This window comes from Halalkalicoccus sp. CGA53, from assembly GCF_036429475.1.
GTDB classification, from domain to species: domain Archaea; phylum Halobacteriota; class Halobacteria; order Halobacteriales; family Halalkalicoccaceae; genus Natronorarus; species Natronorarus salvus.
Window position 1 is genome coordinate 1,805,256 of the sequence record NZ_CP144125.1, and the last position, 23,682, is coordinate 1,828,937.

The window sequence follows — 23,682 nt, forward strand, 5'->3', positions numbered from 1 at the left end:
CTGTACCCGTGTAGCGCTCGGACCGAGCGACGGGTGCCGGTCCGACCGGTACGGACTACGGCAGTCCGTACGGGCTCTCGAAACCGATTAGTCGCCGGCGCACGGCTCTCGGATCGATGTTCGTTCTCGTCAACCTGAAGGCGTACGACTGCGATCCGGTAGCCATCGCCGAGGCCGCCCGCGACGTCGCCGAGGAGACGGAGACCAGAATCGCGGTCGCGCCACAGACCGCGGCGCTCTCCCGCGTCGCCGACACCGGCGTCGAGACCTGGGCACAGCACGTCGATTCGAACTCCCACGGCAGTCACACCGGGAGCGCGCTGGCCGAGGCCGCGGCCGAGGCGGGCGCGATCGGGACGCTGCTCAACCACTCCGAGAACCGCCTGAAGCTCGCGGACGTCGACGGCGGGATCGAGGCGGCCGAGCGGGTCGGCCTGGAGACGGTCGTCTGTGCGAACAACCCGGCCCAGACCGCGGCGGCCGCCGCACTCTCGCCCGACGCGGTCGCGGTCGAGCCGCCGGAGCTGATCGGCACCGGCACGCCCGTCAGCACGGCCGATCCCGACGTCGTCACGGACTCGGTCGAGGCCGCGGCCGCCGTCGACGAGGGGGTCGACGTGCTCTGTGGCGCGGGAATCTCGACCGGCGACGACGTCGTTGCCGCCCGCGACCTCGGCGCGTCGGGCGTGCTGCTCGCGAGCGGCGTCGCGAAGGCAGATGATCCGAGCGAGGCGCTCTCTGACCTCGTCGCCGACCTGTAACGGGGATCGGCCGTCGCAGGAAGCTTCATGGCTCCGGCGTGAGACTGCGGGACATGGCCGGGGAAGCGGCGCTGGCAGAGCCCACAGTTCTCGCTCACACCAAGCGCCGACTCTTCCCGGAGGCGACCGAGCCCGGGACGTACGCCGTCGTCGACACGCAGTTCTCGGCCGACGAGTGGCTCCCCGGACGCCCGATTCCGGGCCACGTCCGGGAGCGGCTCTCGCCGTTCAACCACGTCCGGCTCGGCTCGGGCTACCCGGACCTGGTCGGCGTCCGCCACCTCGACTCCGAGCTCCTGACGGTCGAGCGCTTCGGCGACGACCCGCCGCTGATCGCGGTCGAGGCGAAGGGACACACCGGAACCGGTACGGTGGACGTCGAACGCGGTGTCGTCCAGGCGTACGACAGGCTGCACGAGGCGAACGCGGCCTACGTCGCCGCACCCGCGTCCGCCGTCTCCCGGTCGACGCGAACCCTCGCCCGCGAACTCAACGTGGGGGTACTCGCCGTCGACCCGGGTGGGACCGTCGAACCGCTCGAACGCCCGCGCGTCGTCGGTAACCACTCCTCCGACGACGCGAGCGCGATCCGGTTCCAGGCGACCGCACAGGGCGTCGCCGACCGGTCGTTCGGCCTGAACCACCCGAAGAACTACCTCGCGTACCCGCTCGCGCTTGCCCACCGTGAGGACACCGCGGAGGTGCTGGCGGATCGAGTGGTGAGGGCGACCGACGGCGCCCGTCGAGGTGCGGCGTTCCTGGGGCTGATCGAGGAGCGGTTCGATCGGACGACGCTCACCCCGCTCGGGGAGGAGGTCGTCCGGTTCGCGCTCTCGCGGTACGACTCCATCGACGAGGCGCTCGGGGCGTTCGAGGACTGGAAACGCTCGCGGGCGCGGTTCTGCGATCTCGCACCTGAGTGGGGGCTGCTCACCAGACGCGTCGTCTGGGAGTACCCGGCGACGCCGCTGCTCGTGGGGGAGCTACAGGCGATGCACGGGGACGGGATCCCCGCGCCGTCGCTCGTAACGGTCGTCCGGTGGCTCCACGAGCAGTCCCCGACGTTCGCCGTCGAGCTGTTCCTCCGGGGAAGCGACGACGTCCGGCGTCGAGTCCTCGACCGGGACGGTTCGCTCCGGACGGGCGAACTCGCAGAGGGCTCCGTCTATCACTCGCCGACGGTGTTCCAGCTGAAGGCGGTGTTCTACCACGCCGGGATCCTGACCGAGCGGGGGGCGGAACCGAGCAGGCTCGACCCGGAGACGGACGTCTGGGCGCTCCGCGAGCCGCTCGACCCGGTCTGACCCGTGGGTTCCGGGCCGTCAGTCCGTCCGTTCGTACTCCTCCCGGCTGATCGAGTAGCGCACCTCGTCGGCGACCTCCTCGCCGTAGGGCACCCAGTTCCTGAGCGTACCCTCCCGCTTCCCGCCGTGGGCCTCGACGTACCGCTCGATCGCCGAGCGCGACTTCCCGTTCTCGACGTGGTGGGTGACCGAGACGAGTTCGAGGTCGAGCCGCTCGAACGCGAGGTCGATCATCGCCGCCGCCCGTTCGCCGGAGTAGCCCCGGCCCCAGAAGCGCTTTCTGAGCCAGAGCCCGAGATCCGCGCTCCGTCGGTCCCAGTCGAGGGTCAGCCCGCACGCGCCGGCTATCTCGCCGTCTCCCTCCTCGCCCTCCTTCGGCCGGATCGCGTACGTCGCCCCCTCGCCGTCGTCCCACCGTTTCTGGCACCCGTCGACGAACTCCGCGGTCTCCTTTACGGTGCTGTGTGGCCCCCACGGCATGTATCGGGTGACCTCCTCGATCCCCTCGTCCGCCGAGCAGATCCGGTAGAACGCGAAGAGGTCGACGTGTTCGTGCGAGAGCCGCGTGAGCGAGAGGCGCTCGGTCTCGATCCGTTCGGGAAAGAGGTCGCCCGTCATGGGTTCGGCTCACACCCTCCCGTGAAAAAGTTACCTTCCCCCGCTCACTCGAAGTCCGAGAGCGACGCCTGTCCCCCCGGCGTGGAGGGTGGCGATCGATCCTCGCTCGACCCGTCGGACCTCGCGCTCTCCTCGCCCCACGCGCCGAGGCTCGCCTGGTCGTCGTCGGAGAACTCGAGGTTCGAGACCCGGACGCCGACCTTCCGCACGCGCTCGCCCTCGAACTCCGAGAGCAGGTCGTGGGCGACCTGCCCGACGAGCGACGGGTCGTCGACCGGGCCCGAGAGCGAGCGCTCGCGGGTGTTCACCGAGAAGGGTGGCGTGACGACCTTGATTCCGATCGTCCGGTACATCGCTCCCTCGCTCCGTGTGCGCTCGGCGACCGCCGCAGCCAGTTCGCTCACCCGTTCGGCGACGAACCCGTACTCCTCGGTCGTCTCGAACGCCGATTCGCGCGAGAGGCTCTTCGGCCGTCCTCGGGGCGTCACGGCCCGGTCGTCCTCGCCGCGGGCCCGTCGATGGAGGTCGCGCCCGCGCTCGCCGAATTCGCTCGCCAGGTCGGCCTCGTCCGCGCTCGCCAGGTCGCCCGCGGTCTCGATCCCCCGATCCCGGAGGCTGCGGGCCGTGACCGGCCCGACGCCGTGGAGCTCCTCGATCGGGATCGGGGCGAGGAAACCCTCGACCTCCCCGGGCCGGACGACGACGCAGCCGTCGGGCTTCTCGGCGTCGCTCGCGACCTTCGCCGTGGACATGTTCGGCGCGACGCCGACGCTCACGGTCACCCCGACGTCGGCGGCGATCCGCTCGGTCAGGTCGCGGGCGAAGGCCTCCGCACCCTCCCAGTCGGTCCGTGTGCTCACGTCGAGGTAGGCCTCGTCGATCGATACCTCCCGGAAGACGTCGGCCGCCTCCCGGAGGTGCGCCCTGATCTCCTCGCTCACCGATTTGTAGTACCCCATGTCGACCGGTCGGTAGAAGCCCGCCTCGGAGACGTCGAGGTCCGGGTCCCGTGCGGCCTCGACCTTTCTGGGCAGGCGCTCCAGCGCGTCGGTGATCGGCTGGGCGCTCTCGACGCCGTAGGCTCTCGCCTCGTAGCTCGCCGTCGCGACCGCACCGCGGGTTTCGCCGGACTCGTAGCCCATCCCGACCACGACCGGCTCGCCACGGAGCGCGGGTTCGCGAAGCCGCTCGCAGGCGGCGTAGAAGCAGTCCACGTCCGCGTGGATCACGATCCGGACGGCGCGCTCCTCGGTCGACGCACCGGGAAGTCGCGCGTCACCCGCCATACTCCGGGTTCGAGGGCCGGGCGCCTTAGCCTTCTGAAAGCGGAGCGGAACTGATCCGGAGGGGGACGGTAATAACGTCGGAGCCCCTCCCGGTAGCTATGTCCGAGGAGATCCTGGAGTTCGAGGGCCGACAGACGAGGAGCGAGGTGGCCGTGTTCTGCCGGTCGCTCGCCGAACAGCTCGACGGCGACGGGCCGGTGACGTTAGCGGTCGGCGACCTGACCGCGACGGTGCGGCCGGCCTCGGAGCTGGACGTCGAACTCGAACTCGAACGCGAGTGGCACGAGGAGGACGAACAGGGAATCGAGTTCGAGCTCGAACTGGAGTGGACGGAGTCGACCGAGGAGCCGACGGTTCCCGCGGAGCGGGTGACGGCGATGCCGCCGCGTGAGCTTGGCGAGCGGGAGGGAGGAGACGGGAGCGCCGAGGGCGAGGAAGGGGAGGACGAGCCCGACGAGGCCGGCGAACCCGAGAGCAAGGGTCGGTTCGAACTCTTCGTCGACAGGGCCGGCGAGTGGCGCTGGCGGATGGTCCACCGGAACGGGAACGTGATCGCGACCGGCGCGGAGGGCTACTCCCGGAAGGCGAAGGCGAGACAGGGCTTGGAGAGCGTTCGGACGAACGCTCCGGGCGCGCCGGTCGTCGAGAAGTGATCATGCCCAGAACCGGCCGCGGACCCAGTCGGCGCTCGTCCTGGCGAGCGAGGGTGCGGGGACGGCCGCCATCTCCCGCTCGTCGAGGCGGAAGTCGAAGACCGCGAGCGTCTCCGCGAGTTGGTCCTCTCCCGCGGTCGTGACGACGACCATCCCCTGCTGGAGGAGCCAGCGGAGCGCGACCTGTGAGGGGGTCTTCCCGTAGCGTTCCCCGATCGCGACGAGGCGCTCGTCTCCGCTCACCCGGCCGTCGGTGAGCGGACAGCTGGCGGTGAGCAGGACGTCACGCTCGCGGCAGAACGACAGCAGCTCCTCGTGGACGCTGTAGGGGTGGTACTGCACGCGGTCGGTGAGGATCGGCGCGGGCGATAGTTTCAGGGCGCGCTCGAGCGCGCCACGGGTGAAGTTGCAGACGCCGAGGTGTCGCACCAGCCCCTCCTCCCTGAGTTCGGCCATCGCCCGGAGCGTCTCCGAGAGCGGGACGGTGAGGCTCGGGCGATGGATCGAGAGCACGTCGAGGTACTCGACGCCGAGGCGCTCTATGCTCTCGCGCGTCGAGCGGCGAACGTCCTCGTAGCGGTGGTTGCCGGCGTGAAGCTTCGTCGTGAGGAAACACGCCTCCCGGTCGACCCCCGAGGCGGCGAGCGCCCGACCGATCTCGCGCTCGTTGCCCGCTGCCTGTGCGGCGTCGACGTGGCGGTAGCCCATCGAGAGCGCACGGTCGACCGTCCGGACGCAGGCGTGATCGGTCAACCCGGCCGTCCCCAGGCCGAGCGAGGGCACCCGCTCGCCCGCCACCCCCACGTACTCCATACCACCGGAACGGGGATGAGAGACATAGTTACGCACACCCGAAACGAGTAGGATCGGCGTCACGTTCGGCGAGCCGAAAAGGATACGTTCGGTCGCTCCCGAGCGAGTTCTGACGAGGCACCGATCGTGCTCCAGACCACCCTCTCGATCCCCTGTGCAGCCCTCTCGCTCGCCCTGACGGCGTCGTTCTACACCGACGGCGAACTCGCCATCGCGGCGGCGGGCTCGACGCTCGTCTCGTACTACCTCATGGCCGCCTGCGGCGGGCTCCCCGAACGCGAGAAGTGGATCGGGCTCTAGTCCTGTTTGTGCGTGAACAGGAGGACCTCGTCGTCGTGGGTCGTCACGCAGAGGTCGAGCATCAGGCTGAGTTCGAGGCTGTTGTACTCCTCCTCGCAGACGACGAGGTCGTCGAACGGGCTTTCGCAGGCCGGACAGGCGACGCTGACCGTGTTCTGATACGTTCTGACGCCGTTCGCGCTCCCGCGCGGGGTCAACGAGGAGACGAGCCGTTCGTAGTCCGCGTCCTCCATGCGCACCGTCCGTCGGTGGTCGTGATAAGTCTACGCATACTCCGACGGTTCACCCCCGACACGACCGTTTAAGCCACCCGCGGTCGAGGCGAGCGCATGGGAGACGATCGACCACTCGACGGACGTGTCGTGCTCGTGACCGGCGCGAGTGCGGGTATCGGGCGGGAGTCGGCACGCGCGCTGGCACGCGACGGCGCGGACGTGGTGCTGAGCGCCCGACGCGAGGACCGGCTGATCGAGATCGCCGACGGGATCGAAACGGAAACCGAAAGCGAGACGCTGGTTCACACGGCCGACGTGACCGACGAGGCCGCGATCGAGGCGCTCGTCGAGCGCACCGTCTCCGAGTTCGGACGGCTCGACGTCGTCGTGGCGAACGCCGGGACCGGCACGGAGCCCGGCGTCGGCGTCGAGGAGCTGCCTACCGAACAGTACCGGACGGTCACCGGCGTCAACATCGACGGGATGTTCTTCACCGCCCGCGCAGCCCTCCCGCATCTCCGGGAGAGCGAGGGCGTGTTGATCTTCGTCGGAAGCTTCGCGGGACGCTTCCCGCGACCCGCGAGCCCGGTCTACGCCGCCTCGAAGTGGTGGACCCGTGGGTTCGCGCTGAGCCTCGCCGGACAGGTCGGCGAGGAGGGTGTCGGCGTCTCGGTCGTGAACCCTTCGGAGGTCAGGACCGAGTTCGGCAAGGAGTTCCGGGAGGAGGTCTCGAAGGACCGCTACGCCCCCGGCGAGGTGACCGAACCGGAAGAGGTGGCCGAGGCGGTCGCGTTCGCCGCCCGCCAGGAGTCGCCGAACGCCGCGACCGAGATCGACCTCTACCGTCGCGACAAGTTCACGGGGTTCTGAACTCCGGCGCCCGACGGAGCGGGCCGTCCGGACCACCGGTTCGATTCGGGGGAACGAACCGGCACGGCTTCTCACACTACCGATACGTCCGTATCGATCGCGACGAACCCTCGACCGTTCTGCACCGAGGGGGCCCGTCGGAATCCTACCGATTCGACATTTCGGCTCCGAAAGAGCCCTTCGGGGGTAGACGATGGTACCTGACGAGTTCTCTCACGTACCGACGGTGTCGAACTGCCGTGATGAGTACGGGGCGCGAGTCCTCTACCGACGAGGGTTTACGGATTCGGTAGTTCGCTTGGGATGCAGCGAAGGTTCCTTACCGAATCGAACAACATTAATAGGTTAAAGCGGCAACCACCCGGTGATGAGCAGAACCAACCAGGACTGGTGGCCGAACCAGTTGAACCTGAAGATCCTCGACCAGAACGCTCGCCAGGCGGGCCCGATGGACGAGGAGTTCGACTACGCCGAGGAGTTCCAGAAGCTCGACTACGAGCAGCTGAAGGCGGACATCGAGGACGTGATGACGACGTCCCAGGAGTGGTGGCCGGCGGACTACGGCCACTACGGGCCGCTGTTCATCCGGATGGCGTGGCACAGCGCCGGCACGTACCGCATCAGCGACGGTCGCGGCGGCGCGGCCGGCGGTACGCAGCGCTTTGCACCCCTCAACAGCTGGCCGGACAACGCGAACCTCGACAAGGCACGCCGAGTGCTCTGGCCGGTCAAACAGAAGTACGGTGACTCCCTCTCGTGGGCCGACCTGCTCGTCCTCTCCGGGAACGTCGCCCTGGAGTCGATGGGCTTCGAGACGTTCGGCTTCGCCGGCGGGCGCGAGGACGCCTTCGAGCCCGACGAGGCCGTCGACTGGGGGCCCGAAGAGGAGTGGGAGACCGCCGACCGATTCGACGAGGAGGACGACCTCGAGCACCCGCTCGCCGCCACGGTGATGGGGCTCATCTACGTGAACCCGGAGGGTCCGGAGGGGAACCCGGATCCGGAGTGGTCGGCCGACCGGATCCGACAGTCGTTCGGCCAGATGGCGATGAACGACGAGGAGACGGCGGCGCTCATCGCCGGCGGCCACACCTTCGGGAAGGTCCACGGCGCCGACGACCCCGACGAACACGTCGGTCCCGAGCCCGAGGCGGCTCCGATGGAGGCCCAGGGTCTCGGCTGGGAGAGCAGCCACGGCTCCGGAATGGGCGCCGAGACGATCACCAGCGGGATCGAGGGGCCGTGGAACGCCACGCCGACCCAGTGGGACATGGGCTACCTCGACAACCTGCTCGACCACGAGTGGGAGCCCGAGCGGGGTCCTGGCGGCGCGTGGCAGTGGACCACGACCGATGGCTCGCTCGACGGCGTCGCCCCGGGCACCGAGGATTCCTCCGAGAAGGAGGACGTGATGATGCTGACGACGGACATCGCGCTCAAGCGGGATCCGGAGTACCGGGAGATCATCGAAGGGTTCCGGGAGAACCCGCGGGAGTTCCAGGACGCCTTCGCGAAGGCCTGGTACAAGCTGATCCACCGCGACATGGGCCCGCCCTCGCGGCTCGTCGGCCCCGAAGTCCCGGACGAAGAGATGCTCTGGCAGGACCCGATCCCCGAGGCCGACTACGAACCCATCGGCGAGGACGAGATCGCCGAGCTGAAGGAGACGCTGCTCGAATCGGGGCTCTCGACCTCACAGCTGGTCAAGACCGCCTGGGCGTCGGCGTCGACCTACCGCGACAGCGACAAGCGCGGCGGCGCGAACGGTGCCCGGATCCGCCTCCGGCCGCAGCGGGACTGGGAGGCGAACGAACCCGATCAGCTGGCGACCGTGCTGGACACCGTCGAAGAGATCAGAGAGGAGTTCAACGCCTCGCGATCCGACGGCGTTCGGGTCTCGCTCGCGGACCTGATCGTGCTGGGCGGCAACGCGGCCATCGAGCAGGCGGCGGCCGACGCCGGCTACGATGTCGAGGTCCCGTTCGAGCCGGGACGGACGGACGCCTCACAGGAGCAGACCGACGTCGACTCGTTCGAGGCGCTCGAACCGCGGGTCGACGGGTTCCGCAACTACCTCGGGAACGAGCACGAGGAGCCGGCGGAGGAGCTGCTGGTCGACAAGGCCGACCTCCTGAACCTGACGGTCCACGAGATGACGGCGCTGGTCGGTGGAATGCGCGCACTCGGCGCGAACTACGACGACTCGGAGCTCGGCGTCTTCACCGACCGGCCGGGGACGCTGACCAACGACTTCTTCGTGACCCTGCTCGACATGGGCTACGAGTGGGCGACGTCCGAGGACTCCCAGGACATCATGGGATGGGAGGCCTCCGGGGACGCCCAGGCGGTCTACGAGCTACGCGACCGCGAGACGGGCGATGTCGAGTGGACCGGGACGCGCTTCGACCTCGTCTTCGGGTCGAACGCCCGGCTCCGCGCCATCTCCGAGGTCTACGCCAGCGACGACAACGAGGAGACGTTCGTCCACGACTTCGTCGAGACGTGGGGCAAAGTGATGCACCTCGATCGGTTCGACCTCGAGTGAGCCGCGGGTGAGAGTCAGGGCTAGCGGCCGCTTACGACGTCTCGGCGCAGTGTCGTAGCGGTCACCAGTTTGGGTTCACAATCGGGTCGTGAAGACGTGTCAAACGTGGTGGGACGCGAGGTCTCTACTAGTTCGCTCTTCCGTAGGAGATTGTTGTTACATTTCGGTTCGTCACTGACTGAGCCGAGATCGGGCTATGGAGCGGTTCGAAACCAATAGCTCAACTCATGGCAATCGGCAGAAGATCGCGAGACTGCGCTCCATCAACAATGTGCTACGAAAGAGCGATATCCGAAATCAGCTCGATTCCGCTACCGGTTCTTTAAAAGGAACTCCACGCCGTCTGTTCATTGGGAACTACGGCGCAGCCGTAGTGGACTCGCCGGGATTTGAACCCGGGGCCTCTCCCATGCCAAGGGAGTGATCTACCCCTGATCTACGAGCCCGCACCCTCCCGTATCCTCGGCCGAGTGATAAACGCTTCGAACGGCGGTAGTAAGACTTACCTGCCCGAGCGGCCGTGGTTCGGTGGGAACGGCACGGCTGCAAATCTGACCCGTTGCGCGCTGTCGCGCGACTCGAGATTGCAGTAGTGCGAGTGCTCTACTGCGGTCTGTGCGGTTCCTATCCTCACTATGGCACGAATGCACACCCGTCGTCGCGGCGCGTCCGGTTCGGACCGCCCGGCGTCAGACGAACCACCGGAGTGGAGCGACGTCGAAGCCGACGACGTCGAAGCGCGCGTCGTCGAACTCGCAGAGAGCGGACACCCGCCCGCGGTGATCGGCCTGAAACTCCGCGACGAGGGCGTCCGCGGGACACCCGTCCCGAACGTCAAACTCGCGACCGGGAAGAAGCTCACCGAGATCCTAGCGGAGAACGACGCCGAGCCCGACGTCCCGGAGGACCTGCGGAACCTGCTTGAGCGGGCGATCCGCCTGCGCGAACACATGGAGGAGAACCCACAGGACCACCAGAACAAGCGGGCGCTCCAGAACACGGAGTCGAAGGTCCGCCGGCTGGTCAGCTACTACCGCGGCGAGGAGATCCCGGAGGAGTTCCGGTACTCCTACGACGCGGCGAAACGCCTCCTCGGGGAGTGATGGCCGCGACGGATCGACCGAACGACCCGGACGCCCTCGGGGCGTCCGAACTCGCGACGGCGATAGCCGACGCGCCGTTCGTCAGGCTGCTCGCCCGCGCGGACGGCGCGTCCGTCGCGGCGGCGGGCCTGCTCGCCGCCGCCTGTACCGAGCGGTCGATCCCGTTCCAGGCCAGCGTCCGACCGACGGAGGGGAACGTCGCGGGGCGAGGTGACGGCCTCGTCGTCGGGATCGGGATCGATACCGACGGCTCGTCGGCGCTCACGTCGAACCGGACGCTCGCTGCGTACGAGAGCGCACTCGACCTCGGCTGCGATCCCGATCCGATCCTCGCGGCGGCCGGCCTCGTCGCCGACGGCGGGGATCTGACGACCGACGAAGGGGGGGATCTCTTGGCGGACGCGGCGATCGAGCGCAGGCCCGGCGTGGGCGTCCCCACCGCGGACGTATCCGACGGCCTCGCACACACGACGTTCGTGCACACGTCGTTCTCTGGCGACGAGACGGCAGCGGGAGCCGCACTCGCCGACCTGGAGGACGACGCGCCGGAGGCGGTCGCCTCGCTGCTCGCGCTCGCGACCATAGAGAGCTCCGAGGCGAGCGCGCGAGCGGCCGAGAGCGTCGAACGGGTACTCAGACCGCACGCGAGCCCGACCGTCCCCCTCGAGACGGTCGAGGGGCTGGCGGACGTCCTCGACTGTGTCGCCCGCGAGCGTCCCGGAACGGCGCTCGCGCTGGCGATGGGCCACGACGTCCGGGTCGAGGCGCTCGACGCCTGGCGGTGCCACGCGAAGCGAGCGCACACCGTTCTCGAGACGGCGACGACCGGCCGGTACGACGGCCTGTTCGTCGCGAGGGTCGAGTCGGGACCGATCGAGACGCTCGCCCGCCTCGTCCGCGACGTCCGTTCGCCCGAACCGGTCGCACTCGTCCTCGCGGAGGGCGAGGCGGCCGCCGCGAGCGTCGAGGGTCACCCGATCGATCGGACGACGAACGAGGCCGCGGCGGCCGTCGACGGGGCTGCGAGCGCGACGGTGAGCCGAGGGTACGCGCGATTCGACGGCGAGCCGGAGGGCTTTCTCACGGCGTTCCGGGAGGTGCTCTGATGCGCGCGACGATCCGGACCTCCGTACCCGATCCGGAGACCGTCGCGCGGGCGGTCCGACCGGACAACACCGACGAGATGACGACCCGCGTCGAGGAGGACGCGGTCGCGACGACGATCGAGCGGGAGACGGCGAGCGGCTTGCTGACGACCGCCGACGACTACGTCGTGAATCTGACGGTGGCGACGGAACTGATAGAGCGAACGACCGACTTACAACACACAGATCATGAGTGAACGATCCGTATCCCGACGGAAACAGGAGAAACGATGGTACAGCGTGCTCGCACCCGAGCAGTTCGACCGGGCCGAACTCGGAAAGACCCCGGCTGACGAACCCGACCAGGTCTACGATCGGAAGATCGAGACCACGCTCGGCGAGCTCACGAACAACGCGAGCGAGAACAACACGAAGCTCACCTTCCAGGTGACCGACGTCGGTAGCGACGCGGCGTACACCGAGTTCGTCAAGCACGAACTCGCCCGGGACTACCTGCGCAGCCTCGTCCGCCGCGGCGCCTCGAAGATCGACGCGACGGTGACGGTGCTCACCGCGGACGACCACCGGGTGCAGATCCAGCCGGTCGCGTTCACGACGAAGAAGGCAAACCACAGCCAGGAGCGCGCGATCCGCCGCCTGATGATCGACATGACCCGCGAGGCCGCAAGAGAGCGCACGTTCGAGGAGGTCGTCGACAGCGTCGTCGGCGGGCGGCTCTCGAGTGCGATCTACGGCGAGGCGAAGCAGGTCTACCCGCTGCGTCGCGTCGAGATCCAGAAGCTGACCCTCGAGGCACGACCGGAGGAGGTCGCCGAGGAGGAGGAGGTCGCCGTCGAGATCGACGAGGAAGACGTCGCCGTCGACGACGACGAGTAACCCCCGTCCCGTTTCACCGCTACTCCTCGACGAGTATCGCACCGATCATCCCGCCGACCTCGTGTGGGATGCAGACGTAGGCGTGTCTCCCGGGCACCTCGAACGTGTGTTCGAAGCGCTCGCCGGTCGAGATGAGTCCTCCGCCCCCCTCCTCCCACGCATCGCGGGCCTCGGCCTCGCTCCCGTAGCCACCGGTCGCGAAGAACGCCGCGCCCTCGGGGATGCCGCCGTCGTAGGCGGTGACGGTGTGCCCGCGCGAACCGGTGTTCTCCCAGACGACCGTCTCGCCGACCGCTATCGCGAGCTCCTCGGGGAGGAACTCGTGGGCGCTCATCCCGACGTCGTAGTCGTCGGAGCCGAGCGCGGTACAGCCCGCCGTCGCGACCGCGCCAGCGGCGGCGATGAAGGCGCGTCTGTCCATACGTGAGAAAGGGGACTCGGGAGCTAAAGCGGCTCCGACTCAGACCGTCGTCGAGAGGTCGAACTCCTCGACCAGTGCGAGATAGAGGTCCAGATTCGTCGTGTGACCGACCAGTTCGACGAGACGTCGGTCGGTGTCGTAGGCGACCACGCCGTAGTCCGCGAGCTTCGGGAGGTGGAGGTGGTGGAGGTCGAGGCTGACCAGCGACCGTTCGTCGTCGGAGACGTCCTCGACCGGGCCATCGGCCTCGGCCGCGGCGACGTCGTTCGCGAGGTCGCGGACCGTCACCGGGCCGGCGTGCGAGAAGAGCGCGGCAAGTACGCGCCGGCGTCGCGGGTGGACCAGTAGCCCGACGAGTTCGTTGACGGGACGGTCGCGGTCGATGGCGGGGAGCGTCGGCGCGGGTCCGCCGTGGATCGCGTAGAGCGAGCTCCAGCCGTCTCCCTCCGGAACGAGGCCGCCGACCACGTCACAGACGAGCGCGAGCGTCCTGATCGTCGAACGGTCGTACGCCGTCGGATCGAGGACGAAGAAGCCGGTCGCCCCCGCTCGTTCGATGTCGACCGAGAGCGTCCTGAGCAGCGCGAACGTCCCGAGCTCGCCGAGCGCTTCGAGTACGCTCGAGACCTCGAACCAGACGAGCGCGTCGGTCTCGATCGAGTCGAGGTGCGCACCGAGAGCGGCCCTGATCGCGCCGACGTCGCCCGGGTCGGAGACCGATCTGACCGGGGTCGGCGGCCGCGGACCACCGGTCGGCCGTGGCCGAGCGGCGGCCGCCCCGCGCGCGAACTCGTCGATGGCGACGAACCGCCAGTCGGCCGGCTCCGCCCGTTCCGACGCCCGCCACGATCCCACGAACTCGTCGGGCGATCGGTCCCGGCCGATCGCGACCACCGTCGTGTACGTCGGGTCCTCGGCGGCGATGGCGGCGCCGGTTCCGGTGTCGAGCGCGTCCGGCGCCAGCAGTAGCACGTTCGAGAACCCCTCCGTCTCCCCGGTTGCTCCCCCTCCCATTCGTATCCGAATACATATGATTAGGGCTTAACTGTTTGGGCCGCGCTCGGCGGGAGAACACAACGGATAAAGCCCCGCTCACTCACCGGGGGAGTGATGCGTCTCGCCCCGCGGTTCGTCGGCCGGCTCGGCGTCGCCGACGTGGTGACGGTCGGGAACGCCGCGCTCGGCTTCCTCGCGGCGATCGTCGCCACGCTCGACCCCTGGCGCGGGGCACAGCTCATCCTGCTGGCGGCGGTGGCGGACGGCCTCGACGGCCTGCTCGCACGTCGATACGGGGGCACCCCCGCGGGCCCGTACCTCGACTCGCTCGCCGACGTGGCCTCGTTCGCGGTCGCCCCTGCGGTCCTGCTGTTCGTCGTCGCCCGCGACGGCTGGGGGATCACCGGTGCAGAACCGTCGGTCGAGACCGCGGTCGCGCTCGGGGTGCCAGCGCTGTTCGTCGCGGTCGGCGTGGTCAGGCTCGGACTCTACACCGCCTACGACACCGCCGACCACCACACGTTCGGGGTGCCGACGACGCTCGCCGCGACCATCGTCGGCGCCGCGGTGCTGGCCGAGGTCACCGATCCGATCCCGCTCTACCTCCTCGCGATAGTTTTCTGTTACCTGATGGTCTCGCCGATCCGCTACCCCGACCTCCTCGCGCGTGACGCGCTCATCATGGGCGTCGTCCACTGTCTCGCGGTCGCTATCCCCGGCTTCGGCGGCGGGATCTTCCCGGTCGCGCTGCTGACGCTCGCGGTGGTCTACCTCTTTCTCGGCCCGCGCTTTTACTGGGGTGACGCGGAACGGGAAGGGAAACGCTCATAGACGCGACGCGCGCTACTCGGAGACATGAGCGAGGACGAGGCTCCCGACGAGGAGAGGGCGGAGGGAGGCGACGAGGAGGGCACAGCGGGTGACGAGCCGGAGGAAGAGACCTCGAACGAGGCGGTAGACGGGACCGAAGAGGCGTCCGAAGCCGAGGACGTGGAAGAGGACACCGCCGCCGACGAGGACGAGAACGACGATGACGACTCCGGGACCGATAGCGACGACGAGCCCGGCCTCAGCGAGGAGGAACTCCACGAGGCTCTCGACGACGCCGAGGGGATGCTCGAGGAGGCGGAGACAGAGGCCGATCTCGACGAGGTGGAGGCGACGATCGAGGCGATCGAGGTCGACCTCGGCGCGGCCGAACTCCCCGAACCGGACGAAGAGGACGAGGACGCGGAGGACCCGAGGGAGGAGCTCGAATCGCGGATCGAAGAGCTTCGATCAGAGCTCGAAGACCAGCGCGGTCCTTACACCGAGGACGTCGTCGAGGCGATCGAGTCGGAGGTCGACACCGTCGAGGAGGAGGAGTGGACCGACGACGGCCTCGAAGAGGCGACCGCCGCGGTCGAGGCCTTCCTCACAGCGATCGACGACCTCCTGAGCGACGACGTAGCGGACTCCGTCGACGAGGACGTCGACGCACTGACGGCAGCACTCGAGCGGGCGATCGCAGCGGTCGAGGCGGGAGACCTCGATCCCGACGCCGATAGCGAGACGATCGCCGCGCTGCTGGAGGCGACCGACGACCTCGAATCCGATCTCGACGACGCGGAGGTCTGGCTCGACCTCTCGGTGCGCGAGCGGATGCAGCGTCAGGGCTTCTACGACGTGCTCAGTCACTACAAGGACTACCCGCCGGAGTGGTCGGCGCTCAAGGAACACGAGAAACGTGGCAACGCCGACATGGTGTTGCTCGCGTTCGAGATGTTCGACTCGGACTTCATGGAGGAGCACTGCCTCTCCGCACTGAAGCGGATGGGCGACGAGCGCGCGGTCGAGCCGATGATGGAGCTGGCACAGAAGCGCAACAAGCCGGCGATCGAGATCCTCGGGAAGGTCGCGAGCGACGAGCCGGTCGAGATGCTCCGCGAGTACGCCGCCGCCGAGAAGGATCCACAGTTGCAGTACGTCACGCTGAAGGCCCTCGGCGAGATCGGGAGCGAGGAGGGCACGCAGGCGGTCGCCGACCAGCTCGTCGCGGAGAGCTACGAGGTGAGGAGCAGGGCAGCCCGCGCACTCGGACTGATCGGCGACACACGGGCGGTCGACCCGCTTTCGACGGTCCTCGCCGACGACGAGAGCGATGTCGTCCGCGCGAGCGCGGCCTGGGCGCTCAACCAGATCGGAACCGAGAGCGCGCTGTCGGTCGTCCGCGAGTACGCCGAGGACCGGGCGTACATCGTCCAGTCGGAGGCGAAGAAGGCCGAGACGGCCACCGCGGGCGTCTGAACTTCTTATAGGAAGCCGGCCCAGCTGTGGCGTGTCACGGTGGTCGTCCTCGCTCGTCCCCGTTACCGTTTTCGCGTTCGTTCTCGTAGCCATCGCGATCGTCGCGGTGGGGTCGATCGGGACGGCCTCCGGCTCCGGGGCACCACAGATCGTCGAGGTCTATCCGAACACCGCCGCCGAGGGGAACGCGGGCGAACACGTCGTGGTCTCGTTTCCCGAACCGACGGATCTGAACGGGTGGGAACTCGCCGACGACCGCTCGACGGTCCCGCTCGGAAACGGGACGGCCGAGGGGAGGGTCGCGTTCAGCACCCACCCCGGCTACGCAGCGGTGTTCGCGGAGGACCCCGTCCACGGACTCGACGGGTTCATCGCACTCTCGCAGGAGGGCGACCACATCCGGCTGCTGTACGAGGGTGTGGTCGTCGACGAGGTTCGGTACGACCGGGCGCCGAGAGCACAGCGATGGGTCCGTCTCGGTCCCGACAGTGGACCCGGCCACGAGGAGTGGCGCTGGATCCCCGAGCGAGCGACCGGGTTCGAGGCCGAGAGCTACGAGGTGGAGGAGGCGACGGTGTTCGTCCTCCCCGACGCACCCGAACTCCCGACCGAGGTGCTCTCTAGTGCCGAGGACAGACTGCTCTTCGCCGGCTACACCGTCAGTTCGGAGCGTGCAGTCGGGGAACTCCTCGCGGCACACGACCGAGGCGTCGAGGTGGTCGTCCTCGTCGACGGGACGCCGGTCGGCGGGCAGACCGAACACGAGGCCGAGGCGCTCGACCGGCTCGCCGACGCCGGCGTCGAGGTCCGGGTGTTCGACGGCGACCGCCAGCGGTATCGGTTTCACCACGCGAAGTACGCTGTCTCGGACGACCGCGTACTGGTGCTCACCGAGAACTGGAAACCCTCCGGGACCGAGGGTCGTTCCAGCCGTGGCTGGGGCGTCTCCGTGACCGACGACGCCGTCGCCGAGGACGTCGTCCGTGTGTTCGAAGCCGACTCGTACGGCCACGACACGGTCGTATGGAATGAGTACCGCGAGGACCGGGAGTTCGTCGGTTCCGAGCCGGCGAACGCGACCTACCCCGCCGAGTTCCGGGCGAAGACGCTGCCCGCCGACTCCGTTCGGGTCGTGGCCGCTCCGGACAACGCCGAGGGAGAGACGATAGCGATGCTCGCGGGCGCCGAGGAGTCGATCCGCGTCCAGCAGGTCTCGGTCGGGGATACCGACCACCCGTTCGTCGAGGAGACGATGGTCGCCGCCGAACGTGGCGTCGAAGTCGAGTACGTCCTGGATGGGTCGTGGTACGTCGCGAGCGAAAACCGCGAGTTCGTCCGCTACGTCGAGGAGCGACGGACGGAGGACGGGCTTCCGGTCGACGCCCGCGTCGTCGAACCTCGCTCGCGCTTCGAGAAGGTCCACACGAAGGGCGTGATCGTCGACGACCGGAGGGTGCTCGTCTCCTCCGTGAACTGGAACAACAACTCCGTGCGGAACAACCGCGAACTCGGCCTGCTCGTCGAGAGCGAGGAGGTCGGGGGGTTCTACGCGAGCGTCTTCCGGTCGGACTGGTACGGCGGCCGGTGGCAGTTGCCGGTCGAGTTCGGCGCGGGGGTAGCGATCTCCGTGGGGCTCGCGGGCTGGATCGGGAAACGTGCGATCCGGTTCGAGGGGTGATCACCGGGAGCGAGTCCGTACCTTAGTAGCGAGGAGACCGGGGGGAGGAGGACGACGAGAGCGGTGTCGAGAGCCACTCGGCGAGCAACCGCTTGGTGGCCTCCTCGGTCCGAACACCGTCGTGATCGGTCGCCAGTTCGACGTTCTCCGCGCCGTCGAGCGTCGGGCTCTCCGGTCTGAGAAGGAAGAACCGGTCGTCACACCCCCGGACCGTGTGGTAGTCGATCGCGTCGTCGTTCGGGGTCGCGTCGGGATGGTTGAGTTCGTACAGCGGTTCGCCCGGCGTGTCGGCGCAGCTATGCGAGATGAACGCACAGACCCGCGTGTTCCCCGGTCCCTCCCTGCACCCCGGCCCACAGGTCCAGGTGCCCCGGTTCGCCCCCGCCAGCCCGACGACCGTCTCGACCCGGTCGTAGCGTTCCGGGTAGTTTTCCAGGCCGTCCAGCCAGTAGCGAAGGCCCGTCACGCCCAGGCTGTGGCCGACGACCTGCACCCGGTCGACACCAGTGTACTCGCGGATCCTCGCCACGAACCCGTCCAGCTGGTCGCGCATCTCCTCGTGGGTGCTCCCCTCGCGACCGAACGTGATCGACCAGAGCGCGTCGCCGCCGAACCCCCGCTCGACGAGGTACTCGGCGTGATCGAGGAAGTCACACGCGTCGCGGGAGTTCCCGTGGGCGAAGACGACCGGATAACGGTCGAGGCCGGGGTCGGTACCGAGGGACTCGTGGCCGCCCCAGCCGCCGTACCCGTCGGTTTCGAACGGGAGCCGAGCGTCGTCGGTCCGCTCCCACTCGCAGGGATCGCCCGCTTCGATCTGCAACCCCGCGAGCTCGGTGTCGCCACGCTCACCGCTCGTGGCGCCGCTTCCCACGACCGGTACGGCCGCCGTAGCACCGATCGTCCGAAGCACGCGTCGCCTGGTCGGCGTGTTCCTCCCCGCGTTCGGCCGCGTATCGCGTGACACGGTCGAACTCGGGCGCTGAGTCACTTAGGCGCTGAGCCTGTACACTGGTCGCGTGACGGAGTCGTGTCGGGAGTTTCCGGGACAGGAGGAAGTCGACGATGGGTGTGCCGGTTCGAAAGGACTACTCGTACGTGTGCGCCGCCGCGGAGAGCGCCTCGTCGATCTCCGCCTCCGCCATCTTCTCGATCAGCGACTCCAGGACCTCCTCGCGTCGGCCCTTCACGAACTTGATCGAGCCGACGACGAGGTGGCCGCCGCCCTCGACGCCTGCCCCGGTCGTCTCCTCGACGAGTTCGGTGACCATGCGGGGGATGTCGAGGCGGACGCCGTCGCTTCGGAGCACCGCGAAGTCGGGGCCGACGCCGATCGTGATCACCGGGTCGCCGCCGGTCTCCTCGACGACGCGATCGTGGACCGCGCCCGTCGTGGTCCCCGGCGCGGGGAACGTAAAGCGGTGGGCGTGCTCCTCGACGTCGATCCGACAGAGGTGCGCGCCGTTCTCCAACCGGCTCCGTTCCGCGTGCGGCAACACCGCGTCGAGCTGGACGTCGATGTCTCGCCCCGCGCGCTCGGCGAGAAAGGAGACGAGCTCGCGGTGGCGGGCCTCGTCGTCGCAGTCGACGTTGAGCACGTCGCTGATGAGGGGCTGCCCGGCGTTGTACTTCAACCAGTGGGCGGCGTAGTCGAGTGCGTCGCTGATCTCGTGGACGTCCTCGGTCCCGTAGCCCGCCTCCTCTGCGAGCGCGAGGTAGTCGTCCATCGCGCCCGCCGACGAGCGATCGGAGATCCCCGCCACCGCGGGGACGTGGCCGAGTTCTCCTGTCACCGAGGGATCGATCATCCGGGCGAGTTCGACACAGAGCATTCCAGTGGTAATACGGTAGTCCTCGCCGTGGAGGTAGGGGTTCACGTGGGCGGCGAGCAGTGGGTCGACCGCTTCGGGGTCGGGGTGGTGGTGATCGATCGCGACGATCGGAATGTCGTAGTGCGAGAGCGTGCGGTAGGCGGGAACGTCCTCCTCGGTCGAGCCGTTGTCGAGCATGAGCAGCAGCGGGAGTTTCTGGCCGTGTCGGGCGCGATCGGCGAGCGAGTAGTTCAGGTCCCGCGTGGCGTCCTCCATCTCGTAGAAGGGCGCCTTGCTCGGCAGTCGCTTGAGCAGGTGTCGGGTGGCGTCGTCGTCCTCGTGGACCTCGGCGATGAACCGGCGCAGTGCGAGCGCGAGGGGGACCGCCGCGCACATCCCGTCGCCGTCGGCGTGGTGACGCATCCGGATCGGTCGGCCCTCGAGCACCATCCGACGGAGCAGCGTGGCGACCTCGTGGAGGTCGGAGAGCAGCGGCTCCATCGCCGACCACTCGACGAGTGGGTCGACGTCGTGTGGAGTCGCCCGGTCGTCGATCGCGGCGTCGAGGCGCGCTCTGATCTCCGTCTCGTCCTCCCCGGCGAGCGCGGTGATCGACTCGATCTCGACCTGTGTCGATCCCTCTCGCAGCTCGACGCGTCCGGTCGCGTGGACGACGTCGCCGACCTCGATCTCGGGGTGTGCTCGCACGCCCGCGGCCTCGAACGCTGCACACGGGACGATCCCGGTCGAATCGGCGATCTGGAAGATCGTGGGGCCGCCGGTCTGCTTGATCTGGACGACCTCGCCCTCGACATCCACTTCCTCGCCCTCGTCGAGCCCGGAGACCCGCGTCACCTCGTAGGCGTGGTCGACGGTCACGACCGTGGCCGTCTCGAGGTCGGCCGGCGCGGGCGAGAAGGCGACGTCGCCGTTCTCCCGGATCCGGTCGAGGGAGACGGCCAGTCGATCGCCGACCGCGTAGCTCTCCTCGAGGGTCGACTCGTGGACGAGGCCGGAGACGTGATCGGAGAGGTCGACGAAGACGCCGTACTCGACGACGCCGTTGACCGTACCGAGATACGTGAGATCCTCCTCGACGTCACCGATCGTGCAGTCGGACGCGAGATCGTGGACGACGAACTCGCCGTCCGCTTCGGAGTGAGAAGCCATTCTTGCCCCGGCTTCGTGAGCCCGCCGTTTAACGGTTGTCAAACGGAGGGCGATGCCGCAAGGCTTAGCACGCAGAGCGGTCGAGTAGGGGTATGGGCCTGTTCCGGTCGCCGTTTCGCTCCCGTGAGGTGCTCGGCATCGCCGCCGACACCCTCGAGTTCGCTCTCCGCGCCTCGGAGGAGGCACACCCGAACGAGTACATGGGACTGCTTCGGGGAGAGGACGCCGGGGACCTCGGCCTCGACCGGGATGGCCTCGTCATCACCGACGTGCTGTTCATTCCAGGCACCGAAACGAACCCGGTGAGCGCCACGATCAAGAACAGCGCCATCCCGAACGACTCCCGAGAGGTCGGCTCGGTCCACTCGCACCCCAACGGCGTGCTCCGGCCGAGCGACGCCGACCTCGCGACGTTTACGAGGGGATCGGTCCACGTCATCATCGGCGCACCGTACGGAGAGAACGACTGGAAGGCGTTCGACTCCGACGGCTACGAGACGGATCTCGACGTGCTCTCGGTCACCCTCCCCGATGACGACGCCTTCTTCGACTTCGACCAGAACGACATCGACGAGGAGCTCAGACGCGAGGACCGCCCCCGATGGTGAGACGCGTCGTCGCCCAGGGCACCTTCGACCTGTTGCATCCCGGCCACGTCCACTACCTCGAAGACGCCGCAGCGATGGGCGACGTCCTCACCGTGATCGTCGCCCGCCGGACGAACGTCACCCACAAACCCGAACCGATCGTTCCCGGACCCCAACGCCGCCGGATGATCGAAGCCCTCGATGTCGTGGACGAGGCGATCCTGGGCCACGAGGAGGACATCTTCGTACCGATCGAACGGATCGACCCCGACGTGATCGTCCTCGGCTACGACCAACACCACGACGACGCGGCGATCGAAGCCGCGCTGAGAGAACGCGGCATCGACTGCGAACTCGCCCGGGCGTCGCCGATGGAGGGCGAGGGCCTGCTCTCGACGGGCCAGATCGTCGACCGGATCTGCGAGCGTCGGTGTTGAGCCGGCGAGGACGGATACGCCGGACGGTTCGAGCTACACCTCTCCCAGAAACGCCTCGCGTATCGCCTACCGTCTCGATAGACCCAACGATGCCGAACGACGGAACGTCGAACGGCGCGCGTAGGTTCATCGGAACGTACGCGGATATCGACCCCGAATCTGGTGTCGAAGCCACCAAGGAACGTGCCGACCGCGATTTCCGCGAATCGATCGAAGAGCTTCGTTCGCGGTAGCCGCTTTCCCGGTATCCGGAAACGTCCTACAGATACCCCTCGGTCGAGAGTCGGTCGACCGCCTCTCTGAGCCGTTCCTCGCTGTTCGCGTAGGACAATCGGGCGTAGCCGGGCGCGCCGAACGCGCTTCCGGGCACCGTCGCGACGTGAGCCTCCGAGAGCGCGTTCTCGCACCACGCCTGGTCGTTCGGCTCCACGGGGACCATCAGGTAAAAGGCGCCCTGTGGCACCGAGACAGAGACGTTCCGGTCCTCCAGCAGGTCGACCACGAGCGCACGACGAGCCTCGAAGGCCGCGACCATCTCCGCGACCGAGTCGTCGGCGTTGCGAAGCGCCTCGACGCCCGCGTGCTGGACGAAGTTCGTCGCACACGAGACCGAGTGCGAGTGGAGTTTCCCCGCCTCCGAGACGAGCTTCTCCGGCGCGGCGAGGTAGCCGAGTCGCCATCCGGTCATCGAGTAGGCCTTCGAGAAGCCGTTGATCGTGATCGTCCGCTCTCTCATACCATCGAGCGAGGCGAGCGAGATCGCCTCGCGATCGTAGGTGATCCGCTCGTAGATCTCGTCGCTGATCACCGTCACGTCGTGTTCGACCGCGAGGTCGCGTACGCCTTTCAGTGCCGCTTCGGAGTAGACCGCGCCCGTCGGGTTGCTTGGCGAGTTCACCACCAGGAGGGCGGTCTCGTCGGTGATCACCGTCGAGAGCATGTCGAGCGCCGGTTCGAGCGCGAACTCGTGGCGCGCGAGGTCGACTCTCGTCAACTCGCCCCCGGCGAGTTTCGCCATCGCCTCGTAGGAGACCCACGCCGGATCGAGCAGGACGACCTCGTCGCCCTCCTGGATCAGCGTCTGGAAGACCTCGTAGAGCGCCTGTTTCCCGCCCGGCGTCACGATCACCTCGTCCGAAGCGTAGTCGGCCCCGTCCGCCGTGAGCTTCTCCGCGATCGCCTCGCGGAGTTCGGGGATCCCCTTCGAGGGGGTGTAGCCCGTTTGCCCCTCGTCCATCGCCCGTTTCCCCGCCTCGATCACGTTCGCGGGCGTGGGGAAGTCGGGCTCGCCGACGCTCAGGTCGACGACGTCTCTCCCCTCCGCCTCGAGTTCGGAGGCGAGGCTGCTGATCGCGAGCGTCGCGCTCGGCTCTACCCGTCCGATCCGCCGTGAGAAGTGAAAACTCATTGGTGTCTCTCCGCGAGGTCGATCGCGCTCTCGACCGCCGTCCCGGCGTTGCCGATCCGGGCGCGCGCTTGGTCCGGGTTCATTCCGGGGCCAGTGATCCCGAGCGTGACCGGCGTGTCTCGGTCGAGGCTCACCTTCGTGAGGCCGTCGGCGGCCGTCCGCGCGATCACCTGATCGTGGTCCGTCTCGCCGGTGACGATCGCGCCGATCACGGCGACCGCGTCGATGTCGTCCCGACGGGCGAGCCTGTCGGCCGCGAGCGGCGTGTCGTACGCGCCGGGTACCGACAGCGTCTCGGCGATCTCCGCTCCGTGTTCCTCGGCGGCCTCGCGCGCCTCCTCCGCCATCACCTCGGTGACGGAGGCGTTAAAGCGCGAGACGACGAGTCCGAGCGTGACCATAGATGGAGTGAACCCGCCGGGGTCTAAGTCCTTGCCG

The 23,682-nt window shown here is 68.4% G+C and carries 25 protein-coding genes and 1 tRNA gene; 15 read left to right on the forward strand and 11 right to left on the reverse strand.

The window, feature by feature from the left end; genetic code table 11:
• Positions 1-116: 116 nt before the first annotated feature.
• Both tpiA and V2L32_RS10780 read left to right on the forward strand, forming a co-directional pair.
• Positions 117-761 (forward strand): triose-phosphate isomerase, encoded by a 645-nt coding sequence (tpiA, locus tag V2L32_RS10775; RefSeq protein WP_331236496.1) that lies wholly within the window; start codon positions 117-119, stop codon positions 759-761.
• A 53-nt stretch (positions 762-814) separates the two neighbouring features.
• A complete protein-coding gene (locus V2L32_RS10780; RefSeq protein ID WP_331236497.1) occupies positions 815-2,065 on the forward strand; it encodes a hypothetical protein in 1,251 nt (416 codons plus the stop codon).
• A gap of 18 nt (positions 2,066-2,083) precedes the next feature.
• Here V2L32_RS10780 and V2L32_RS10785 read toward each other — a convergent pair whose 3' ends face one another.
• Together V2L32_RS10785 and dinB are read right to left on the reverse strand one after the other, a co-directional pair.
• Positions 2,084-2,683 (reverse strand): GNAT family N-acetyltransferase, encoded by a 600-nt coding sequence (locus tag V2L32_RS10785; RefSeq protein ID WP_331236498.1) that lies wholly within the window; start codon positions 2,681-2,683, stop codon positions 2,084-2,086.
• A gap of 44 nt (positions 2,684-2,727) precedes the next feature.
• Positions 2,728-3,969, reverse strand: coding sequence for a DNA polymerase IV (gene dinB / locus V2L32_RS10790; protein ID WP_331236499.1), 1,242 nt, complete (start codon positions 3,967-3,969; stop codon positions 2,728-2,730).
• Between the two features lie 98 nt (positions 3,970-4,067).
• Between dinB and V2L32_RS10795 the strand changes: the two genes are divergently transcribed.
• Positions 4,068-4,622 carry an HVO_2922 family protein gene (locus V2L32_RS10795; protein WP_331236500.1) on the forward strand — a complete coding sequence of 185 codons (555 nt, stop codon included), beginning with the start codon at positions 4,068-4,070 and terminating at the stop codon, positions 4,620-4,622.
• Here the strand turns inward: V2L32_RS10795 and V2L32_RS10800 are convergent, their stop codons facing one another.
• On the reverse strand, positions 4,623-5,435 hold the full coding sequence (locus V2L32_RS10800) for an aldo/keto reductase (protein WP_331236501.1): 813 nt from the start codon (positions 5,433-5,435) through the stop codon (positions 4,623-4,625). It lies immediately after the preceding gene.
• 126 nt (positions 5,436-5,561) lie between these two features.
• On the opposite strand from V2L32_RS10800, the gene V2L32_RS10805 reads away from it, so the two are divergent.
• Positions 5,562-5,735 carry a hypothetical protein gene (locus V2L32_RS10805; RefSeq protein ID WP_331236502.1) on the forward strand — a complete coding sequence of 58 codons (174 nt, stop codon included), beginning with the start codon at positions 5,562-5,564 and terminating at the stop codon, positions 5,733-5,735.
• Here V2L32_RS10805 and V2L32_RS10810 read toward each other — a convergent pair.
• Positions 5,732-5,968, reverse strand: coding sequence for a DUF7385 family protein (locus V2L32_RS10810; protein WP_331236503.1), 237 nt, complete (start codon positions 5,966-5,968; stop codon positions 5,732-5,734). The genes V2L32_RS10805 and V2L32_RS10810 overlap by 4 nt on opposite strands.
• A 96-nt stretch (positions 5,969-6,064) precedes the next feature.
• On the opposite strand from V2L32_RS10810, the gene V2L32_RS10815 reads away from it, so the two are divergent.
• Both V2L32_RS10815 and katG read left to right on the forward strand, forming a co-directional pair.
• On the forward strand, positions 6,065-6,820 hold the full coding sequence (locus tag V2L32_RS10815) for an SDR family oxidoreductase (protein ID WP_331236504.1): 756 nt from the start codon (positions 6,065-6,067) through the stop codon (positions 6,818-6,820).
• A gap of 367 nt (positions 6,821-7,187) precedes the next feature.
• Positions 7,188-9,365 (forward strand): catalase/peroxidase HPI, encoded by a 2,178-nt coding sequence (gene katG / locus V2L32_RS10820; RefSeq protein WP_331236505.1) that lies wholly within the window; start codon positions 7,188-7,190, stop codon positions 9,363-9,365.
• A 374-nt stretch (positions 9,366-9,739) separates the two neighbouring features.
• On the opposite strand, the gene V2L32_RS10825 is transcribed toward katG, so the two are convergent.
• Positions 9,740-9,811, reverse strand: a tRNA-Ala gene (locus V2L32_RS10825).
• Positions 9,812-10,000: 189 nt separating this feature from the next.
• Here V2L32_RS10825 and V2L32_RS10830 point away from each other — a divergent pair.
• From V2L32_RS10830 to V2L32_RS10845, 4 genes are read left to right on the forward strand one after another with little or no spacing between them, the layout of a single operon-like run.
• A complete protein-coding gene (locus tag V2L32_RS10830) occupies positions 10,001-10,468 on the forward strand; it encodes a 30S ribosomal protein S15 (RefSeq protein ID WP_331236506.1) in 468 nt (155 codons plus the stop codon).
• Positions 10,468-11,574, forward strand: coding sequence for an exonuclease RecJ (locus tag V2L32_RS10835; protein WP_331236507.1), 1,107 nt, complete (start codon positions 10,468-10,470; stop codon positions 11,572-11,574). Before V2L32_RS10830 ends, V2L32_RS10835 begins: the two co-directional genes overlap by 1 nt.
• Entirely contained in the window at positions 11,574-11,810 is a 237-nt protein-coding gene (locus V2L32_RS10840) for a KEOPS complex subunit Pcc1 (protein ID WP_409348417.1), read from the forward strand. Before V2L32_RS10835 ends, V2L32_RS10840 begins: the two co-directional genes overlap by 1 nt.
• Positions 11,803-12,450: a 30S ribosomal protein S3ae gene (locus V2L32_RS10845; RefSeq protein ID WP_331236508.1), complete on the forward strand. Its 648-nt coding sequence runs from the start codon at positions 11,803-11,805 to the stop codon at positions 12,448-12,450. The genes V2L32_RS10840 and V2L32_RS10845 overlap by 8 nt, the downstream gene beginning before the upstream one ends.
• Positions 12,451-12,469: 19 nt before the next feature.
• Here V2L32_RS10845 and V2L32_RS10850 read toward each other — a convergent pair whose 3' ends face one another.
• Both V2L32_RS10850 and V2L32_RS10855 read right to left on the reverse strand, forming a co-directional pair.
• Entirely contained in the window at positions 12,470-12,871 is a 402-nt protein-coding gene (locus V2L32_RS10850; RefSeq protein ID WP_331236509.1) for a cupredoxin domain-containing protein, read from the reverse strand.
• Between the two features lie 39 nt (positions 12,872-12,910).
• On the reverse strand, positions 12,911-13,885 hold the full coding sequence (locus tag V2L32_RS10855) for a DUF7504 family protein (RefSeq protein WP_331236510.1): 975 nt from the start codon (positions 13,883-13,885) through the stop codon (positions 12,911-12,913).
• 96 nt (positions 13,886-13,981) lie between these two features.
• On the opposite strand from V2L32_RS10855, the gene V2L32_RS10860 reads away from it, so the two are divergent.
• Genes V2L32_RS10860 through V2L32_RS10870 form a run of 3 tightly spaced genes read left to right on the forward strand, consistent with a single transcriptional unit; the run spans position 13,982 to position 17,831 of the window.
• On the forward strand, positions 13,982-14,698 hold the full coding sequence (locus V2L32_RS10860; RefSeq protein ID WP_331236511.1) for a protein sorting system archaetidylserine synthase: 717 nt from the start codon (positions 13,982-13,984) through the stop codon (positions 14,696-14,698).
• A gap of 24 nt (positions 14,699-14,722) precedes the next feature.
• On the forward strand, positions 14,723-16,153 hold the full coding sequence (locus tag V2L32_RS10865) for a HEAT repeat domain-containing protein (RefSeq protein ID WP_331236512.1): 1,431 nt from the start codon (positions 14,723-14,725) through the stop codon (positions 16,151-16,153).
• 31 nt (positions 16,154-16,184) lie between these two features.
• Positions 16,185-17,831, forward strand: coding sequence for a phospholipase D-like domain-containing protein (locus V2L32_RS10870; protein ID WP_331236513.1), 1,647 nt, complete (start codon positions 16,185-16,187; stop codon positions 17,829-17,831).
• A gap of 22 nt (positions 17,832-17,853) precedes the next feature.
• Here the strand turns inward: V2L32_RS10870 and V2L32_RS10875 are convergent, their stop codons facing one another.
• The gene (locus V2L32_RS10875) at positions 17,854-18,798 is read right to left on the reverse strand and encodes an esterase/lipase family protein (protein ID WP_331236514.1); all 945 of its coding nucleotides are present in this window, start codon (positions 18,796-18,798) and stop codon (positions 17,854-17,856) included.
• A gap of 121 nt (positions 18,799-18,919) precedes the next feature.
• Positions 18,920-20,812 (reverse strand): DHH family phosphoesterase, encoded by a 1,893-nt coding sequence (locus V2L32_RS10880; RefSeq protein ID WP_331236515.1) that lies wholly within the window; start codon positions 20,810-20,812, stop codon positions 18,920-18,922.
• A gap of 92 nt (positions 20,813-20,904) precedes the next feature.
• Between V2L32_RS10880 and V2L32_RS10885 the strand changes: the two genes are divergently transcribed.
• Together V2L32_RS10885 and V2L32_RS10890 are read left to right on the forward strand one after the other, a co-directional pair.
• Positions 20,905-21,420, forward strand: coding sequence for a Mov34/MPN/PAD-1 family protein (locus V2L32_RS10885; protein ID WP_331236516.1), 516 nt, complete (start codon positions 20,905-20,907; stop codon positions 21,418-21,420).
• Entirely contained in the window at positions 21,417-21,836 is a 420-nt protein-coding gene (locus V2L32_RS10890) for an adenylyltransferase/cytidyltransferase family protein (RefSeq protein ID WP_331236601.1), read from the forward strand. The genes V2L32_RS10885 and V2L32_RS10890 overlap by 4 nt, the downstream gene beginning before the upstream one ends.
• Before the next feature lie 259 nt (positions 21,837-22,095).
• On the opposite strand, the gene V2L32_RS10895 is transcribed toward V2L32_RS10890, so the two are convergent.
• Together V2L32_RS10895 and ribH are read right to left on the reverse strand one after the other, a co-directional pair.
• Entirely contained in the window at positions 22,096-23,244 is a 1,149-nt protein-coding gene (locus tag V2L32_RS10895; RefSeq protein ID WP_331236517.1) for a pyridoxal phosphate-dependent aminotransferase, read from the reverse strand.
• Complete coding sequence (gene ribH, locus V2L32_RS10900) at positions 23,241-23,645, reverse strand: 6,7-dimethyl-8-ribityllumazine synthase (RefSeq protein ID WP_331236518.1); 405 nt, start codon at positions 23,643-23,645, stop codon at positions 23,241-23,243. Before ribH ends, V2L32_RS10895 begins: the two co-directional genes overlap by 4 nt.
• Positions 23,646-23,682 lie beyond the last annotated feature (37 nt).

What these genes read in the sequence shown, in the direction of transcription:
- V2L32_RS10885 (WP_331236516.1), top strand. Translation starts at nt 20,905, where the DNA reads ATGGGCCTGTTCCGGTCGCCGTTTCGCTCCCGTGAGGTGCTCGGCATC.
- V2L32_RS10815 (WP_331236504.1), top strand. Translation starts at nt 6,065, where the DNA reads ATGGGAGACGATCGACCACTCGACGGACGTGTCGTGCTCGTGACCGGC.
- V2L32_RS10810 (WP_331236503.1), bottom strand. Translation starts at nt 5,968, where the DNA reads ATGGAGGACGCGGACTACGAACGGCTCGTCTCCTCGTTGACCCCGCGC.
- V2L32_RS10880 (WP_331236515.1), bottom strand. Translation starts at nt 20,812, where the DNA reads ATGGCTTCTCACTCCGAAGCGGACGGCGAGTTCGTCGTCCACGATCTC.
- V2L32_RS10865 (WP_331236512.1), top strand. Translation starts at nt 14,723, where the DNA reads ATGAGCGAGGACGAGGCTCCCGACGAGGAGAGGGCGGAGGGAGGCGAC.
- V2L32_RS10840 (WP_409348417.1), top strand. Translation starts at nt 11,574, where the DNA reads ATGCGCGCGACGATCCGGACCTCCGTACCCGATCCGGAGACCGTCGCG.
- V2L32_RS10895 (WP_331236517.1), bottom strand. Translation starts at nt 23,244, where the DNA reads ATGAGTTTTCACTTCTCACGGCGGATCGGACGGGTAGAGCCGAGCGCG.
- V2L32_RS10795 (WP_331236500.1), top strand. Translation starts at nt 4,068, where the DNA reads ATGTCCGAGGAGATCCTGGAGTTCGAGGGCCGACAGACGAGGAGCGAG.
- katG (WP_331236505.1), top strand. Translation starts at nt 7,188, where the DNA reads ATGAGCAGAACCAACCAGGACTGGTGGCCGAACCAGTTGAACCTGAAG.
- dinB (WP_331236499.1), bottom strand. Translation starts at nt 3,969, where the DNA reads ATGGCGGGTGACGCGCGACTTCCCGGTGCGTCGACCGAGGAGCGCGCC.
- ribH (WP_331236518.1), bottom strand. Translation starts at nt 23,645, where the DNA reads ATGGTCACGCTCGGACTCGTCGTCTCGCGCTTTAACGCCTCCGTCACC.
- V2L32_RS10800 (WP_331236501.1), bottom strand. Translation starts at nt 5,435, where the DNA reads ATGGAGTACGTGGGGGTGGCGGGCGAGCGGGTGCCCTCGCTCGGCCTG.
- V2L32_RS10785 (WP_331236498.1), bottom strand. Translation starts at nt 2,683, where the DNA reads ATGACGGGCGACCTCTTTCCCGAACGGATCGAGACCGAGCGCCTCTCG.
- V2L32_RS10780 (WP_331236497.1), top strand. Translation starts at nt 815, where the DNA reads ATGGCCGGGGAAGCGGCGCTGGCAGAGCCCACAGTTCTCGCTCACACC.
- V2L32_RS10830 (WP_331236506.1), top strand. Translation starts at nt 10,001, where the DNA reads ATGGCACGAATGCACACCCGTCGTCGCGGCGCGTCCGGTTCGGACCGC.
- V2L32_RS10855 (WP_331236510.1), bottom strand. Translation starts at nt 13,885, where the DNA reads ATGGGAGGGGGAGCAACCGGGGAGACGGAGGGGTTCTCGAACGTGCTA.
- V2L32_RS10845 (WP_331236508.1), top strand. Translation starts at nt 11,803, where the DNA reads ATGAGTGAACGATCCGTATCCCGACGGAAACAGGAGAAACGATGGTAC.
- V2L32_RS10835 (WP_331236507.1), top strand. Translation starts at nt 10,468, where the DNA reads ATGGCCGCGACGGATCGACCGAACGACCCGGACGCCCTCGGGGCGTCC.
- tpiA (WP_331236496.1), top strand. Translation starts at nt 117, where the DNA reads ATGTTCGTTCTCGTCAACCTGAAGGCGTACGACTGCGATCCGGTAGCC.
- V2L32_RS10860 (WP_331236511.1), top strand. Translation starts at nt 13,982, where the DNA reads ATGCGTCTCGCCCCGCGGTTCGTCGGCCGGCTCGGCGTCGCCGACGTG.
- V2L32_RS10850 (WP_331236509.1), bottom strand. Translation starts at nt 12,871, where the DNA reads ATGGACAGACGCGCCTTCATCGCCGCCGCTGGCGCGGTCGCGACGGCG.